A 17,713-nucleotide genomic window follows, 5' to 3' on the forward strand; every position below is an offset into this window, starting at 1 on the left:
GAAAGTTGGATATAGTTTAATTAGCAGGTTCAAACACAAGATGACGCTCAAAAAATGGTAAGAGGCGCGAATAAAAGCGACCGTTTTCTGTCCAGGTTTTGTCCCAGGGATCACCCCGATATTCTTCTGCTTCGTGTTCTATGCCCAGATCTTCCAGCTTTCTGCTGAAGTCCTGGTTGGAGTATACATGTGCCTGAGTAGGATCGAATCGCCCCCAGTCAAACGCAATACCTCGCATTGAACGCAGGTTAGATGCAGATTCCTCAAGGGTAGCATCCAGTAAAAAGCCATCTTTTGTTTTCTTTGTGTTTGCTGTATGTAGTTTGGGTTCACCTTTTTCTGCTTCCATAAAGTAATCACAATAAAAGGGGGGACGATTAGGATTGGGCAAAAATGCCTGGCTAATGGTTATAAAGAGTTTTGAACGACCATCACCACCAAGCTCATCGACTGTTTTACACTGATATAACTTTTTCCAGTCCACCTGTACATAAGACCACGGAATCTGTCCTGATCCGGTTGCAACTGGATGTAATGCATATACCACGCTGAAAAGATCTGCATGTACCATTGCCAGTTTTAGTGCGCCCCGACCGCCCATAAAATCTCCTGCTAAGCCCCGGCTATTCCGATGTGGAAGCGTTCTGAACCGTTTGTCAATAAAGGGAACCAGTTCTTTGGTTATAAAATCCAGCCAACGGCCGGAAATAGGGGAGTTTTCATAAATACTTCCGGTGGTGGGTGTACTAAAGTCAGCAGCTACAAAAATAAAGTCCTGAATCATTCCACTGGTTATGCCACGATCAAGTAATTTAACCACATTACCATTCTCAAACATCTTTTCAACACTCCAGAAGATATTATGGAAGTAATAAATTACTGGATACGATTTTTTGGATGAAGCATAACCAGGGGGTAGATATACCTTGATAGTCCGGTTTGGATCTAGCCCAATTCGGTTTTCGAGAAGAATCACAGATGGAAGTTTTTCGGTTATCAGATTTCCTTGTTTCACTTCTGGAATCTGCAAAGAGGTGGTTTTAGCTTTTGATTGGGCAAGCCCACTGCTAATCAAATCTGTAAAGACTAATAACAAACATAAAAATTTCAGATGTGCCATGATATGGAGGATTAGATTGGAAAAAATCTTTGATGCGGCAATACTGATTATTCAGGGTATAATCAAACCTGATTTACTATATGCTGGTGCTGAATTGAAAGTACAAAGGAAAATAATCCGAAAAATAGAGGATTGACCACTTACGTGTGTGGGTATACCAAAGACTGTATTTTATTGATTAGTAGAAATTGGGATTACCAGCTTTATGATAATTTGAAAGCCACAGGAATTAGAGCATTAGATAATGAATCCTGCAAAGTGAGTATAGTAGAAGTAAACCTCTGCTATACTCACTATATCAGAAATACTGATAAGCAGGAGTAAATGGTGATGTTTGGTAGTAGATATTTTTGAATTAGGGAGGTCGACTTAGTTTGTGCCAATATAGTGGTCAAAATCCAAACCTTCCAGATAGGATATCTTCCAGACCGTATTTTCTTTCTTAGCTTGTACCTTGTAATAGAAATCATTTCCCCAGGTCCATTGAAATGATACCTGATCAGAAGAATGTTTTAGGTTAGTAATAACCAATTTCTTCCAGTACTCATCTGGATTATCCTGACAATTGCACCAGGCATTTACATCTGTTGAATAAGGAGACATATCGTCTTTAAGCCATTCTACTTTTCCTTGTTTCAGATCCTGGTCTATACGTGAGGCTATATTCTGGTAGTTTTTTAGGAAATCGTTTGAAAAGAATCCTGTTTGCTCCAGTGTTTTTATTCGTTTGTTCTGTGCATTCCAGTCGATACCGGAATAAATCGAGTCAGATGTGGTCTTCGTCATAGGAGTGAAATCTTCAGCGATACCTTCTTTTTCATACCACTCATAGGTCTTTCTGATAAGGGCTGTTAACTCAATACTATCTGTAGCAGTAGCTGTTGACTGATTTACAGATTGGTGTTCTTCAGAGTGTTCAGATTGATTACAACTACTAAAAACGAATAGGACGGAGATAAATGTTGCTAAATACAGACAGAGTTTCATTGGCAAAACAGGTTAAGTTTTGCAAGTACGGAATAGAAGTTGAAATGTAGGTAATCAGAGGTTGGAATTTTTTTCAATAGATAGCCAACTCAGATAGAGATGTAAAAACAAAGCCTTAGTTTAATAGTATATTGGACTAAGGCTTTGTTTTACGAATTGACAAAGGTTATTTAAACCTGGACTACTAAATAAGAGTTAACAGAGATCTGGTTATTTTGCTATCGTACTTATTTGGTCTCTGGAGACTCTATCTCGATTTCTACACGTCTGTTTTTTCTTCTGTTTTGATCAGACGTGTTAGGAACTAATGGCTGACTTTCTCCTGCAGAATCGACATCCATTCTGTTTCTGCCAACACCTTTTTGTGCAAGGTAATTAGCTACTAGGGTAGCACGTTTTTTTCCTACACGAAGATTTACTTCTTCTGTACCCAGATCACAGGTATGTCCCACAATAGAAACGCGTAGTTCCGGATGGGCTAGCAGAATCGCTGCCACACTATCCAAATGAGATTTCATACTTTCAGGAATCTCAGTTTGACCCAATTTGTCAAATTCCATAGGTTCTTCTACAACCTGCTTTTCTTTATTAGTTATGGTCTTTTGAGAAGTTGAAGTAGTACTGGTGGGCTGATTCTGCCTTGTTTCAACTTGTTGTTCTGTAGTTTCAGCTCTTTTAACTTCTTCTTGTGTCGTCTTCTTTGGTTCAGATGCCGGAACATCTGTAGTCACAGCTTGTGGCTTATCGGCTTCTGTATCTGCATCTTTGGATTTACGTTTACCAAAGGTCAAACGAACCTGTATCCCAAAACCTGTTAGTTTTGGATTGCTTGCATACCCAGTACTCAACACACTGAATGTTTTTATCGCGTTTACGTTGGTTGATTCGTAGGAAACTAATGGCTGGTTATGTCCTCCTTTTCTCATATTGGTAAGACCATAATCCACATAGATTCCAGTATACAAACGCAATACAGGAGAAAGTCTGAAACTAAGTCCGGTAGCAGCACTCAGTGTGGCCGTAGGTTTCAGGGATGTTTTGGTTGCACTTTGCCAGTTATTTACAGATCCAAATCCATGTTGTGGCAGATCGTGAACTTCTACATTAAAATCCGGATAATATCCGGTAGTAGTTATTTGTGCAGACTTTGTTTTAATAGTTACATTAAATGGAAATATAATACGTGTACCTGCATCGATATACCATTGCGTTTTCTCTCCATCTGTATGATATTGTAACATAACAGGTATACCTACAGCCCAGAAACGTTGATTCTCTTTGTATCCTATTGTACTGACATTGTATTGAAAGGCAGATCCTTCAGTATCCACCTGATAGGAAGAAAATACAGCACCCTCTCGTAAGGTTACTTTCGTAGAGTAATAACTACCTGAAATCCCTGTTAGCAGTCCCCACTTTGTTGCTAGCGGAAAAGTATAATTTACACCTAATGAGCCCCCCGGCTGTAAGCGGACCTGACTGTTTGGCAACGTATACTTCAAACCTTGCCACCCACCATTTAATTCTACTCCAAATTCCTGTGCACTGGCAGCAAAAGGGCTTGCCAGAAAAAATAACCAGGCTGATATCTTTATATATTTATATTTCATCGTTTTACTTTTTAGAGAATAGGAACTTTACTGATTTAGTTTACTATCACGTTTACAGTTGCTTTCTGGCCATCATTCAGTATCAGTGTAATGATGTAAATGCCACTTGCTAAAGGCATTGTTACCTGATTTTCCTGTTTTATAGAGGTTATCTGCTGAGCTACATTCCCTACAAGATTCGTGATAGTCAGTTTGGCTCCCTGTAACGCTGCATCTGTATAGTTGCAGGTAATGGTAACAGTTTCTCCTGGCCTGGATGGGTTTGGATAGACTTTAATACCACTCGCTACTGTACTGCTACCTGTTAAAACTAGGGCACAAGATTGTACTGTATTTCCATTTTTATCGGTGGCAAGCACATAGTAAGATCCATTCAGCGCAGATGTTTCACTATAGAAGTCTTCTGTTGCTCCCGACACTGCTGACCCGTTTTTATACCACTGCCATGAAACATAGTTTCCACCTGTATTATCAAAGAAGATTACATCATTCCAGTGTTGTCGTACCCGACCAAATAATTGGTAAGTAAAGGTATTTTCTATAGCCGTTGCCGGAAAATGGTTTGCATCACCAGGCTGAGTAGCAGTAATTATAGTAGAACCTTCATGTACAGGTGTCAGTATATCACCATTGCTAGTGGCAATAGTGGTATTAGTTACTATATAGTTTACAGGTAATCCACTGTTTGTAGTGGCTGTTAGCCGCATTGGAGCAGCTGAACCATCACAACCTACTGTTAGATCTTGTTGCCAGCTGATAAATTGTGGTGCTTTTGTGATAGTCAATACATTTCCAGTATAGGTAATGATGTAATTAGCTCCTGCACTGAGTGTATTCTGATTGATTGCATAGCTACCTGCATTTTCTCCTAGATCTCTGTTAAGGCTACCTGAGAGTACACTGTTGTTGTCCCCATTTTTAAATCCAGAAGTTATATAGGTGAGAGCCGGATCTGCAGTTCCATATACTTTGCTTTGTTCAACAGCTGTAATTAGCAGAGACGCCTGTGTAATAGTTAATGTATTATTTGTGAGTGAGATACTATAGTTAGTTCCAGCGGAAAGGTTGCCTTGTGTTAGTGTATATGTGCCAACGTTTTCTCCTGTTACACGTGACAATGTACCTGTAAGAATCGTAGCATCATCCCCACCAACAAATCCACTGGGAATATAGGTAAATAAAGGATCAACTTCCCCATATACTTTGGTCTGAACATCAGCTACAACCTGAAGTATGGCTTTGGTTATAGTTAAGGTGTTGGAAGTATAGGCAATAGTATAATTATTATTAGTTACATTCAGCGTATTTTGATTGATTGTATAACTTCCTGCATTTTCGCCAGCATCGCGGCTTAGTGATCCTGTAAGAATACTGCTATTGTCACTACCAACAAATCCGGAAGCTATATAGGTTAGTGTAGGATCAGATGTGCCATATACTTTGCTCTGCGAATTGGCGACAATAGTCACTGTTGCCTTTGTGATAGCCAGAGTCCCATTCTGATAAGTAATGTTGTAATTAGAAGACGTATAGCCATTGGGTGTAATATCATAGTTGCCTATCGTAATAGCTCCTTGTGAAGAACCTGTATAGAAAAGGCTACCAGAAAGATCTGTACTTGTATCCCCATTAACAAAACCACTGAATGCCACCCCATTGCCTCCCGTATAACCAGAACCGTTGTAGGTGCGTGTATCATTGTTTGCAGTAACGGTAAGTGGAGCCTTATTAATGGTTAGTGTAAATGTCACTTCCGGGGCTACATCATAGGTGTTATTTCCCTGTTGGCTACCTGTGATCGTTACAGTTCCTGCAGCTAGTATTCTTATTTTCCATTTGTTTCCATCTGTCGCATCCTGATAGGGGAGTGCTATACTGGTGTTACTGGAAGTATAGTCGACAACTAGTCCTGAAGTGGCTGTAGCACCTGGTTCAAAATCTACATCTCCATACGTTTTGATACTATTTGATGCACTAATTGTCTGTGCAATAGAACTTGTATTTTCATACGCTCCGATATCTATGAAGCTACCATCTGCAAAATGGGTAATCCGGCTATTGCCTGCAAGATCATTACTGGTCACATTTAATCCGGAATACAGACCATTCTTTCCTGCGTTTACCAGTGGGCTACCAATACTTACCTGATAGTTTCCTATTGCAAAAGGAGCTGTAGTAAAGGATGGCTCCAGGATAAATTGAGGATTAGTAGCACCATCCAGCATATGTGTACCAGAATTAGCAGTAATATCTTGAATTAAACTATATTCACTGGTAAGAGTACCTAGAGTAGTAACCCCAGAACTATTGCCATACACAACACTATTATAAATAGTCAAAGAAGAAGCATTATCTCCAAATAGAGTTCCTGCTGTGGTAGCATTATTACCAGCAATCGTGGAGTTGATCATAGAGACACTACTTCCAATCTCATATATGGCTCCACCTATACCCGTAGCATTATTTCCGGAAAATAGCACATCTCTGAAAGACCATGTTCCTTCACTAGCATAAATTCCACCACCATTTGTTCCGGAAGAGTTTCCTCTGAACTCCACCTTGTTTGCAGTAACACCTCCATTGTCACTACCATAAATAGCCCCACCAAACGAGGTAGCGTTATTGGAAATGAAACCAACATTAGTAAGGACAAGTGTTGAATTTGAAAAGTTATAGATAGCACCGCCTGAATCTGCGGTGTTATTTGTAAATGTAACAGATGTCAATGAGGGAGACGAGTCTGAATAGTTAGCCATACCTCCACCATTGGAGCTGCTGTTGCTGTCAATAACGACATTTGACAAAATAGGAGAGCTACTGAAAATGCAAAAAATACCTCCACCAAAATTGGATGCATTATTATTAGTAATAATTAGGTTACCTAATAGGGGAGAACCTACATCTGTCAGATACAAACCACCTCCCCCATTACAGTAAACATTTATATTGGAAACAGTAAGACTTATAGCATTATTTGCATTTCCGCCTGTGATAGTAAAACCATTTAATTCAGCATCACCCATAGTACTAACACCAAGAACAACGTGATAAGCATTGTCAGAGGCATCATTGGTTGTGCCAAGATCTCCACTTAGAATACTGGTATTTACTATATTGGTTAGATCACGGTTACTTACAGAGGTTTCGGTCCCTGCAAAGCCCCCATATATTTTTACATCTGCTGGAAGGCTAAATGTTTTGGCTCTATTGTCACCAGAAGCATCAGCGGTATATATGGGGTAATAGGTTCCCCCTGATACCCAGATTTGTTTTACAGTTCCAGCTGTAGTTGCATTCAATAGGGTGGCAGCCTGGATAGCATTCCCTAGTTCACCCATTGCATTGCTCCAACTGTCGCCAGTACCGGATGAACCTTTTTTAACATGCAAAATACCATTGGCATCAGGTGTCTGTGCCCATGTCACAGTAGTTAGGCTTAAAAAGGCAAGAAGACAACATATACGAAGTGTCGAGCTCCATAAGACAGATCGACCCTGTAAATAGAAAGATTGAATAAGTCGTTGGATAACAGATGGGTAGCTAAAAGACATAAGTAGAGTTTTTCTCATTAATCAGACCTGGAAAGTTTGTCGCAAATTATCTGACTGTTCAGCTAAAAAAAACGTAAAAATACCTATGATATAACTTTTACAGATTTAAGGAGAACAAAGGAGTAAAAATCTATTGTGCTTCTGATATAAAATCAGTATTGATTTGAATCTAAATGAAAGATGTGTCTTTGCCGGCTATGAGTAGTTTTGCTGGTATCACTCATAAATGGGTATAAAAGCCTTTTTTATGGATAAGTTATTTAAAATATGTAATAAATAAGAATGAAGTAAGCTCATAAATGGTAGGTTTCGGTATGAAGAAAAATATATAAACCTTGTGTGGAATTATTGATTGATTATATCAATAATGACGAATCTAAATACGACTTTTGAGTATATTCTTCTTAATATTACAACTTGTTGGATAATTGTAAATAACCATTACTGATTTAAAAATTCTGAACTCACTCTGATATACAATTGAAATTTTTAGAGATGATATTATTTTTACTATTTTGAATAATTAACATCATATTGACATATCGTTTACTAGAATGGGTAGGTATCAAAATATAGTTATCTGTTGCCACTAAACTCTACAGTTACTACATTACTATTTCTTCTCTTTAGCATTTTTGCTTCACTTAATGATAGATACTTTCAAATAAATTCCTTATACAATGTTCTCACACATAGGTAGAAAATTCATACTTTGCTTACTTTATGTTTTATTTTCAATTCATGTCTTCGGACAGTCTGATCATTTGCTTTGGTATAAACAACCGGCAGCGCATTTTGAAGAAAGTCTGGTACTTGGAAATGGCAGGGTAGGAGCTACTGTTTTTGGTGGTGTAACTACTGATAAGATTTACCTGAATGATGCTACATTATGGTCGGGAGAACCCATTCCTCCAAATAAAACCCCCGATGCTTACAAACACATTGCAGAGATTCGGCAAGCGCTTCAAAATGAAGATTATAGGCTTTCAGATCAGCTGCAACGGAAAGTCCAGGGTAAGTTTTCCGAATCTTTTTCTCCTCTGGGCACATTAACCATAAACTGGAAACATGATAACCAGTTTCATAACTATTCCCGTCAACTGGACATACAAACTGCTGTTGCCAAAACTGTCTATGATGTAGGGCAGACAAAGTTTACCCGTGAGTATTTGGTGTCTTATCCGGATAAAATCTTTGCTATAAAGCTAAAAAGCAGCCAGCCTGGAAAAATAAATTTCGACATTCAGTTCAGCAGCTTGCTTAAATACAAGCCAACAAGTAAAAATCAGATCTTACAGGTAGAAGGATATGCTCCTATCAAGGCAGAGCCAGGTTATCGGAATTTAAAAGATCCGATTCAATTTGTAGAGGGCAGAGGTACCCGTTTTTCGGTACTTGCAGGCTTGAAAACTGCTTCAGGCAAAGTTACCACCACAGATAGTACACTGGTTGTCCGAAATGCAACAGAAGTTGTTATCTATGTTTCTATCGCAACAAGCTTTAATGGCTTTGATAAGAATCCTTCCACAGAAGGCCTCAACAATCATGAGGTTGCTTTACAGCAACTTAATCAGGCAATGAAAAAGTCCTTTGCCCAAATCCAAAAAGACCATATTGCCGATTATCAACGTTTTTTTAACCGCGTTTCACTGGATCTGGGAGGTTCTACTATTTCTGAATTACCTACAGATGAACGATTGAAACGCTATGATACAGGTACAGAAGATAAAAAGTTAGAGGTTTTATATTTTCAGTATGGCCGATATCTGCTTATCAGTAGTTCTCGTACACCGGGTGTGCCGGCCAACCTCCAGGGTATATGGAATCCTTATATGCAGCCCCCTTGGAGCAGCAACTATACCACCAATATCAATGTACAGGAAAACTACTGGCTGGCAGAAAATACTAATCTCTCCGAAATGCATCAGCCTTTGATGGGTTTTATTAAAAATCTGGCAGTTACAGGAAAAATCACCGCTCAACAGTTCTATGGAGTAAAAGGTTGGTGTCTGGCACATAATTCGGATATCTGGGCGATGACTAATCCAGTAGGAGATTACGGACAGGGTGATCCGGGTTGGGCTAACTGGAATATGGGAGGTACCTGGATTGCTACTCATCTCTGGGAACATTATCAGTTTGGTAAGGACACGAATTTTCTTAAGAATGAGGCGTATCCATTGATGAAGGGGGCTGCTCAGTTTTGTCTTGACTGGCTGGTTTCGGATAAAAATGGAAAGCTGATTACTTCTCCTTCTACCTCTCCGGAGAATCTTTACCTTACCCCGGATGGGTATGCAGGGGCTACACTCTATGGTGGTACAGCTGATCTGGCTATGATTCGCGAATTATTTCAGCAAACGATTTCCGCCTCTGAGGAATTACATTCGGATGAGGAGTTTAGAAATAGTTTATCGAAGGCATTGTCTCAGTTATATCCCTATCAGATTGGTAAAAAAGGCAATCTACAGGAGTGGTATTACGATTGGGAAGATCAGGACCCTAAACATCGACATCAATCCCACCTGTTTGGACTTTTTCCCGGTCATCATATCAGTCCTTCTCTAACTCCTGAACTGGCTAAGGCTTGTCAGCGAAGTCTGGAAATCAAAGGAGATGAAACAACCGGATGGTCAAAAGGGTGGCGTATTAATCTTTGGGCTCGCCTAGGTGATGGAAACCATGCCTATCGAATGATTCGAGAATTGCTACATTACGTAGAGCCTGATGCCATACGCAGTCGTAGTTCCAATAAAGGAGGTACCTATCCTAATTTATTCGATGCACATCCTCCATTTCAGATTGATGGGAATTTTGGAGGTTCTGCTGCCTTTGCAGAAATGTTGCTTCAGTCCTCCAAAGATGAAATTCACCTTTTACCTGCTCTGCCTGATGCATGGAGTGCTGGATCTGTGGAAGGAATCTGTGCTAGAGGAGGTTTTGAAGTAGCTATTAGCTGGAAAGATAAACAACCTCAAACTGTAACCATTTTCTCTGGGAAAGGTGGTGCAACGACATTATTCTTTAAAAAACAAGCCAGAAGAGTTACTCTAAAGCCAGGTCAGAAGTTGGAGATAAACTGGTGATTGGTTGTTATAGAAAAATGAAAGTAAAAATAAGGTATTATAACTTGATTTTACAAAGAAGAGACTGGACTATTTTTTACAAAGTGTCCAGTCTCAACTAATACTTATTTTGAAAATGTTACTATTGTTTCATATTTAACCGTTTGTCCATCGGATGATTCAGTCATCAAGGTAGTTAATATCATTTTGCTAGCTGATATTTCTTTTAAGGTCGCAACTTCCTTATCATCTGCAGAGTATATAAAAGTCAATGTTTTGTCTCCATTTGATAACTCCCATTTGGCCGTTCCTGTATCTTTATTTCCCTCTGAATCAGTTGTAATTACTGTCACTGTTCCATCACTTTTAAATTCCCAGGTTTGAGTTCCTTCTGGTGTTTTTGTTTCATTACTCACCTCTTTTCCATCCACCGAATTGATAAACTGACGACTAACTGTTTTCCATATTCCAGTAGTAAGTTGTGCTTTTGTAGATACACTAGGCTCATCATCTTTTTTACAACCTGTAAAAACAATTGAAAACGCTACCAGTACCATTAAGAGCAAGAAATTGTAATTGTGCTTTTGCATAAAATAAAGTAATTGATTAATTGAGTTAAGTGTTGCAAAACTGAGAATTTTATATAATTCAGAAAAGTATGGAATGCTACCAGGATTACTTAAGTAATATTTATGGAAGTATATGTGGTTCGTGTGTTATATTATATTTTTAATGATGCCTATATTAGGGTTTATGTCAGTTTTTTGTGTGTTTTCTATTTGTAAGGTGTACTTTTTAGATGTTGTATAATGCGATTGTAATTCAAAGAATTAGAGCATTGAGGAGAATTTAGGCTCAAAACATATTTGTAAGGATTCAAAATATTTTTTTTCGATTGTTTTTATTTAAAGAAGAGGTTGTTTATTTTTAATTTGAATTATAAGTAGAATTTGTTCCCTGAAGATATTCTTTTTGTGTAGAATGATTGAATACTATACAGTAAATGTAGGCTGGGATAAGTAAAGAAACGAGTGGGAATCTTTTCAAAATTAATTAAAAAAATCTACTCGTAGATTTGAATTTTAAGAGGGATGGGGAGGTGTGTTAGAGACAAAAAGCTAAGAGATAAAGCTGCTATACTACTATTCTCATCTGAGGTCTAAATCGTTTATTGTTGAATGCAACCGAATTATTTAGTTACGTTTTTAAAACTATCTAATGAAAGCAGGAAGATATATATATATCTTCCTGTTCCTATACTAATTGTTATTTTGAAAATGTTGTTGTGTATTCGAATTTATAAGTTATGCCATTGGAAGAAGATGACTCTGATCCAGTTACTACTAACTTGTTAGATGAAATTTCTTTTATTATAACAACTTGTTTTTCATCATCAGAAAATGTAACAGTCAATGTTTTGTCTCCATTTGATAACTCCCATTTGGCCGTTTCTGTATCTTTATTTCCATCCGAATCAGTTGAAACCATTGTCACTGTTCCATCACTTTTGAATTCGTAAGTTTCAGTTCCTTCAGGAGTTTCTGTTTCTTTATCTGCTTCAACTCCATTGATAGAAGTAACATACTGGTAATTTACTACTTTCCATGTACCAGTAGTAAGTTGTGCTTTTGTAGATACACTAGGCTCATCATCTTTTTTACAACCTGTAAAAACAATTGAAAACGCTACCAGTACCATTAAGAGCAAGAAATTGTAATTGTGCTTTTGCATAAAATAAAGTAATTGATTAATTGAGTTAAGTGTTGCAAAACTGAGAATTTTATATAATTCAGAAAAGTATGGAACGCTACCAGGATTACTTAGGTAACATTTTTGCGGATATATAGTGTTTTTCTGTTATTTTAAATTGCTGAGAATATTTCTGTAAGCTGTGTTTTTTTCTCTTTTTTGTTTAGTTTCATCTGTACTTTGAATTTTTTAGATGTTTTTAACGTCTATTGATATACACAGGAGTCTGGAATTTTCGAGGAACTTATTATTAAAGGTTATCTGTAAACGAATGTTAAATGTAATTTTTAGAGAGAAGCTTAATATGAGTTGTAGCAAAATTACATTTAACTCTGTTTTTTAGATGTAAAAAGTATGGCTTCTTTTGTTTTTACGCTACTCATAAGTTTTGTTTTTCTGATGTTAGCTATCCTGATGGGTGTTGTTTTTTTTCTTATATACGATTTTCTCCAAATCAGATGTATTTTTGCTTGCAGACCGGATTTCCAGAATACTATTTATTTACTGCAAGCATAGCTACTAAAACTATAGATGCCGGTGATAGCTACTGCCTATAAAATTTCTATTTATGAGAATACTCTCTTTTTTGTACATTTTTGCCTTTATCTTTATTTACTGTGGGTGTACTCCAAAAGAGCAACAGAGTCCACCTTCCGGGTATGGCGCATTACCTTCTCAACAACAGGTTGAATGGCAGCAAATGGATATGTATGCCTTTGTCCATTTCACAATCAATACCTTTACCAATAAAGAATGGGGGTATGGTGATGAAGATCCTGCGTTATTTAATCCAGCTGAATTTAATGCTGACAGTATTGTCGCTGCTGCAAAATCTGCAGGACTGACAGGCTTGATCCTAACGTGTAAGCACCACGATGGCTTTTGTCTATGGCCTACCAAAACTACCACACACAATATCAGTAAAAGCAAGTGGAAAGATGGAAAGGGAGATCTGGTGAAAGAGTTTTCGGAAGCTTGTAAAAGAGGCGGAATACGATTTGGGGTATATCTTTCTCCCTGGGATAGAAACAATGCCAAATATGGTGAACCTGAATATCTGGAGATTTATCGTGCTCAAATGAATGAATTGTTGACACAGTATGGCCCTGTTTTTGAAATCTGGCATGATGGTGCGAATGGTGGTGACGGGTATTATGGAGGGTCTCGCAAAACAATTAAAATTGACCGTTCAACCTATTATAAGTGGACAGAAACATGGGGTATAGAGAAACAGTTGCAACCACAGGCTGTTATCATGAGTGACATCGGTCCGGATGTTCGGTGGGTAGGTACAGAAACAGGCTTCTCTGGAGATCCATGCTGGGAAACCTTTACTCCTGAGAGTGATAAAGATTCTTCTGAGCCAGCTCCCGGACAGGTACAATACTGGAAATCACTAAATGGTACCCGCAATGGCCGTTACTGGATACCAGCCGAAACAAACTTCTCTATTCGTCCGGGTTGGTTTTATCATACCAGTGAAGATGATAAGGTTAAAAGTTCCAATGAACTCCTGAACCATTATTTTGCGTCTATTGGTCACGGAACCACTATGTTGTTAAATATTCCGCCAACACCTAAGGGATTGGTACATCCTACAGATCAAGCTTCGCTGACAGGTTTTGGTAAGCTTATCAAAGAGATGTATGCTGTTAACTATGCCGATGGAGCAACCATAACTGCTAGTAGTGTCAGAAGTTCTACCAAGGACTATGCTCCAGAGAATGTATTGGATAATGATCCTTTTACATACTGGGGTACAGAAGATACAGTAACAACCGGAGAGTTAACACTTACCTTGAAAGCTCCTTCTATCTTTAGTGTTTTCCGGTTACGGGAAAATATCAAACTGGGACAGCGCATTGATGACTGGGCCGTAGATATCTGGGAAAATAATCAATGGAAAGAGGTTGGTAAAGGATCTGCTATTGGCTATTGCCGTTTGGTTCGATTGACTCAACCTGTGACTACACAAAAGGTACGTGTCCGAATCACAAAGTCATCAGCAAGTATTTGCTTGAGTGATGTAGCTTTATTTAAAGAGCCTGCACCTCTTGCAGAGGCAGTGGGGAAATCACAAAAAGGAATGGTTGATAAAAAGGGATGGACTACAGATGTAAAACTATCTGCTGCGATTGATAACAATGACCAGACAAATGTAAATCTGAGCATGGATGAGTGGAAAAAAATATCGCCACAAGGATTGGTTGTTGATATGAAGAAGACAGTGAAAATCAAAGCATTTACTTATCTGCCAGTAAGAGACAATGGTTATGTAGATAAATATAACTTCTATATCAGTCAGGATGGAAAACGCTGGGATTTACAAAAAGCAGGAGAGTTTTCAAACATTAAGGCCAATCCTATTTCACAGCGTGTTGATTTGGAGAAACCAGTTAGCGCCCGTTATTTCCGATTTGAGCCATTGCATGTGATTACTTCCTTCAATCAAAAAGAAGCGGTAGGAATTGCTGAGCTGGGAGTTATTGAGTAATTAAATTATCCCTTATACAATTGCCAGATCCTGTCTTCCTGCTAAAGGAATCATCGGTCTGGCAATTGTTTTTATCTCACTTCATTGTAGGAAATTATTCCTTTAGTTGAGTCTTAGCAAAGTAACTCATAGCTTTACTCAGAAATAATGCAAACTCGGGATTAGGTTTCCCGTTGATAACTGTATAGCGTTCATCTGTTACATACAACTTTCCCAACCCGCTATAGGCTTCTGCTTGTTTATCAGCTTTATTTACAGTTCCCCAAAATTTACGGATAATAGTATAATGTCTGGCAATCTGTTTTTGTACTGATTCACTTTCAGGGTCCATATAGAGCATACTCACCAATGTTTGGGTGATTTCTTCGCTCTCTACCTTTAATTGTGTAAAATCTGCTTTATTCATCTGACGCAATGTTTTTTCAGACTGTTCCACAGCTTGTGCACCCCATTTTTTTATAGCTTCATTTCGGTAGGCGTCTGCCTGTCCTTTGGCGAAGCCTGCGTATAACTCATCGTCTGTTATCATCTGTTGTTTATCTTTAAGTTTTACAATTGTTTTATCAATCGTCATGAGTAACTGAGTAAGACGGTTACGTCTGAACTCTAGAGATGATTTATGACCTTCAAGCGCTTGTACCAGGTCAAAATCAGGATCATCCAGGATAGTGCAGATTTCCTGCAGAGAGAAATCCAGCTCTTTGTAAAAGAGTATCTGCTGTAAGCGTAGTAATTCCTGTTCCCCATACAATCTGTACCTGGCCTCAGTACGGATTGACGGTTTGAGTAATCCTATTTCATCATACAGGTGTAGTGTGCGCACACTTACACCTGCCAGCTTTGCCAGTTTAGTAACCGAATATCGACTCATTTGCCACCTGATTTATTGACAGATACAAACATACAGTATGACGTAAGGTAAGAGTCAAGTGTTTTTTTACTTTTTTTGAGGAAGGTCTAGCAGACTTATCTCTGACTTTAGTAAAGTGAGTTCACCCAGAAGTTTGGTTTCTCTTACGAATGATTCTTTATTCAACGCTTGGGCGATTCGAACAATCTCAAAGTTCAGGGTATCTATCTCCGTTGGTCGGTTATTTTTAATATCCTGAAGAGTAGAAATAAGTTGTCCATCTGAAAACCGACTGATCTGAAGAAGGCCCTCTTCAACCTCATTGTATGGCAGATCTATTCCTTTTCCATTGGCAATCGCCAGACATTCCCTAATAACTCGCTGGGCTATTGCCAAGGCCTTTTCATTCCGGTGAAAAATACCATTATCAGTATCCAGCAGTGGACAAACAGAGTTGAATACGCTGTTAATTATTGCTTTTTTCCAGATAATAGGCTGAATATTGGCTTCGACTCTGAAAGGAAAATAAGTAGTAGTCAGTTGATCTACTATAGATGGTAAAGCACTGTCTGTATGCCGAATGATACCAATAGGAGAGACCGTAACAGGCTTGAAGCGAACTTGCCAGTCAGAAGTTACCTGGCTTGTAGCAAAAAGCACACAACGGTAGATGTCCGGAAAGCCATTGGCCTCAAAGGGATTTTCTACACCTAATCCATTCTGGAGAATGACAATGGGTGAGTTACCTGTTTTTCCTTTGAGTTTTTGTACCAGTTGCGTATTTCCATACGATTTGTTTGTCAGAACAATAATACCTTTCAGTTCAGATAGATTGGATAAAGTTTCCACTTCAACGGAAGCTTCTACAATTGTTTGATCACTCAAAGTTACCTGAATAGTTTCTGTTGACTGGGAGCCTGTATCCATACTTCCCCGTAGCAGAATGACTGTCTTTCCTTGTTTTTTCAGAAATACAGCAAGGGCTTTTCCAATTGCCCCTGCACCAATGATATAGATAGTCTGATTCATCTTTATCTGTTTAGGTACTTGTTTTCCTTTTTTCAGTTATCTCCTGAGCTCTCTGAGAAAAGCTTTTCTTCTTTAATTGTACTTCTACTTCTATAATTGCCTGCATTAGATTGTGCTGAGTGTCGGTAAGATCTGCAATAGCTGCCGTCATTATTGACCAGACGGGTTTCATCTGTTCCACCAGTTGCTTGCCCTTATTGCTCAACTGTATCAATCGTTTTCGCTCATCTGTTTTGTCCCGTTTGGATTGTATGAGTTTCTGCTTTTCCAGTTCTTTTAACAAACTGATTGTGGATGGATGAGTATAGCCGATTTCTGCTGCAATCTCAACTACACTTAGGATTGTTCGGCTATGTAAGGCATAAATAACAGGAAACCACTTAGGTTCAAAGTCAATCTGATGGGCTTTGTATATCTGTTGTCCATCTTTACGAATGAGTTCGCTGAGTCGTTGTAGTCTGCTGGCAATGGCTAATAAGCCTGCTTCATCTATGGTGCTCATAGTCAATCATGATTTAAATGCATGTGATAGAATAGGGTATCAACAGGCATAACCGGGAAATAGGAGGGAAGTGCTGATTTAGGTAATGGCTGAAATCCATTTCGTTCATAAAATCGTTGAGCAGCCCTTAGCACGTCTACTGTTCCAAGATAAAGATCCTCAATCTGGTGTTGTTTGCTATACACAAACAGAATTTCCAGTAAGCTTTGTGCTATACCGTACTCTCTGCCTCTGTATTCCTTTTTGACAAACATTTTTCGAATAGCTCCAGCCTGATGACCTGTGGCAATGAGTGCAATTGTACCCACTAGTTCGGTTTCATCAAATGCACCCCAGAATCCGCCACCTGTGCGGTGATAATGGGTTTCAATATCAAACAGGTCAGATTGTGCTTCCAGTGTGACAGGGACATTAAACTCAAGTTGCTGTATAGGAAGAATCAATTCCTGAATTTGTCTGCAATGCTCGTTTTGTAATGGTTTGATGATGAACTTGTTCATAGACCTTTGTTTTTATATAAATATATGTAGTTTCCTACGTATGTGTATACGTAGTTAGAAATATTTTTGTGAAACTTTCGGAAAACGGTCTATAGGATGGATATGAAGGTGTGAATATCTCTGGGAAGGATACTAGGGATAACTATGTTGAAGGCTTTTTTAGTTTTTTCGGTATTTAAACCTCAAAACCCATTTTTGCATTTGGCGTTCTGCCATTTTTGTTTTCCGGATATACAAAAAGTTACTGAAGCAATAA

At 38.5% G+C, this 17,713-nt stretch carries 12 protein-coding genes; 2 read left to right on the forward strand and 10 right to left on the reverse strand.

What is annotated here, in order from left to right; genetic code table 11:
- Positions 1 to 16 precede the first annotated feature (16 nt).
- From QNI15_RS13920 to QNI15_RS13935, 4 genes are all read right to left on the reverse strand, one after another.
- Entirely contained in the window at positions 17 to 1,120 is a 1,104-nt protein-coding gene (locus QNI15_RS13920; RefSeq protein WP_313992675.1) for an alpha/beta hydrolase, read from the reverse strand.
- Positions 1,121 to 1,489: 369 nt separating this feature from the next.
- Entirely contained in the window at positions 1,490 to 2,107 is a 618-nt protein-coding gene (locus QNI15_RS13925) for a hypothetical protein (RefSeq protein WP_314032191.1), read from the reverse strand.
- A 227-nt stretch (positions 2,108 to 2,334) separates the two neighbouring features.
- Positions 2,335 to 3,717, reverse strand: a complete 1,383-nt coding sequence (locus QNI15_RS13930) for an OmpA family protein (RefSeq protein WP_314032192.1) — start codon at positions 3,715 to 3,717, stop codon at positions 2,335 to 2,337.
- Positions 3,718 to 3,752: 35 nt separating this feature from the next.
- On the reverse strand, positions 3,753 to 7,268 hold the full coding sequence (locus QNI15_RS13935; protein WP_314032194.1) for an MBG domain-containing protein: 3,516 nt from the start codon (positions 7,266 to 7,268) through the stop codon (positions 3,753 to 3,755).
- A 764-nt stretch (positions 7,269 to 8,032) separates the two neighbouring features.
- Between QNI15_RS13935 and QNI15_RS13940 the strand changes: the two genes are divergently transcribed.
- A complete protein-coding gene (locus QNI15_RS13940; RefSeq protein ID WP_314032195.1) occupies positions 8,033 to 10,354 on the forward strand; it encodes a glycoside hydrolase family 95 protein in 2,322 nt (773 codons plus the stop codon).
- Between the two features lie 104 nt (positions 10,355 to 10,458).
- Here QNI15_RS13940 and QNI15_RS13945 read toward each other — a convergent pair whose 3' ends face one another.
- Complete coding sequence (locus QNI15_RS13945) at positions 10,459 to 10,923, reverse strand: hypothetical protein (RefSeq protein ID WP_313992686.1); 465 nt, start codon at positions 10,921 to 10,923, stop codon at positions 10,459 to 10,461.
- 676 nt (positions 10,924 to 11,599) lie between these two features.
- Complete coding sequence (locus QNI15_RS13950) at positions 11,600 to 12,064, reverse strand: lipocalin family protein (RefSeq protein ID WP_313992687.1); 465 nt, start codon at positions 12,062 to 12,064, stop codon at positions 11,600 to 11,602.
- Between the two features lie 586 nt (positions 12,065 to 12,650).
- Between QNI15_RS13950 and QNI15_RS13955 the strand changes: the two genes are divergently transcribed.
- Positions 12,651 to 14,576, forward strand: a complete 1,926-nt coding sequence (locus QNI15_RS13955) for an alpha-L-fucosidase (protein ID WP_313992689.1) — start codon at positions 12,651 to 12,653, stop codon at positions 14,574 to 14,576.
- 94 nt (positions 14,577 to 14,670) lie between these two features.
- Here the strand turns inward: QNI15_RS13955 and QNI15_RS13960 are convergent, their stop codons facing one another.
- From QNI15_RS13960 to QNI15_RS13975, 4 genes are all read right to left on the reverse strand, one after another.
- The gene (locus QNI15_RS13960; protein WP_313992691.1) at positions 14,671 to 15,447 is read right to left on the reverse strand and encodes a MerR family transcriptional regulator; all 777 of its coding nucleotides are present in this window, start codon (positions 15,445 to 15,447) and stop codon (positions 14,671 to 14,673) included.
- A gap of 66 nt (positions 15,448 to 15,513) precedes the next feature.
- Positions 15,514 to 16,455: a ketopantoate reductase family protein gene (locus tag QNI15_RS13965; protein WP_314032196.1), complete on the reverse strand. Its 942-nt coding sequence runs from the start codon at positions 16,453 to 16,455 to the stop codon at positions 15,514 to 15,516.
- Between the two features lie 10 nt (positions 16,456 to 16,465).
- Positions 16,466 to 16,957, reverse strand: coding sequence for a MarR family winged helix-turn-helix transcriptional regulator (locus QNI15_RS13970; RefSeq protein ID WP_313992695.1), 492 nt, complete (start codon positions 16,955 to 16,957; stop codon positions 16,466 to 16,468).
- Positions 16,958 to 16,959: 2 nt separating this feature from the next.
- Positions 16,960 to 17,457, reverse strand: a complete 498-nt coding sequence (locus QNI15_RS13975; RefSeq protein WP_313992697.1) for a GNAT family N-acetyltransferase — start codon at positions 17,455 to 17,457, stop codon at positions 16,960 to 16,962.
- Positions 17,458 to 17,713 lie beyond the last annotated feature (256 nt).

Source organism: Xanthocytophaga flava (genome assembly GCF_030068545.1).
In the GTDB taxonomy this organism is placed as follows: Bacteria; Bacteroidota; Bacteroidia; order Cytophagales; family 172606-1; genus Xanthocytophaga; species Xanthocytophaga flava.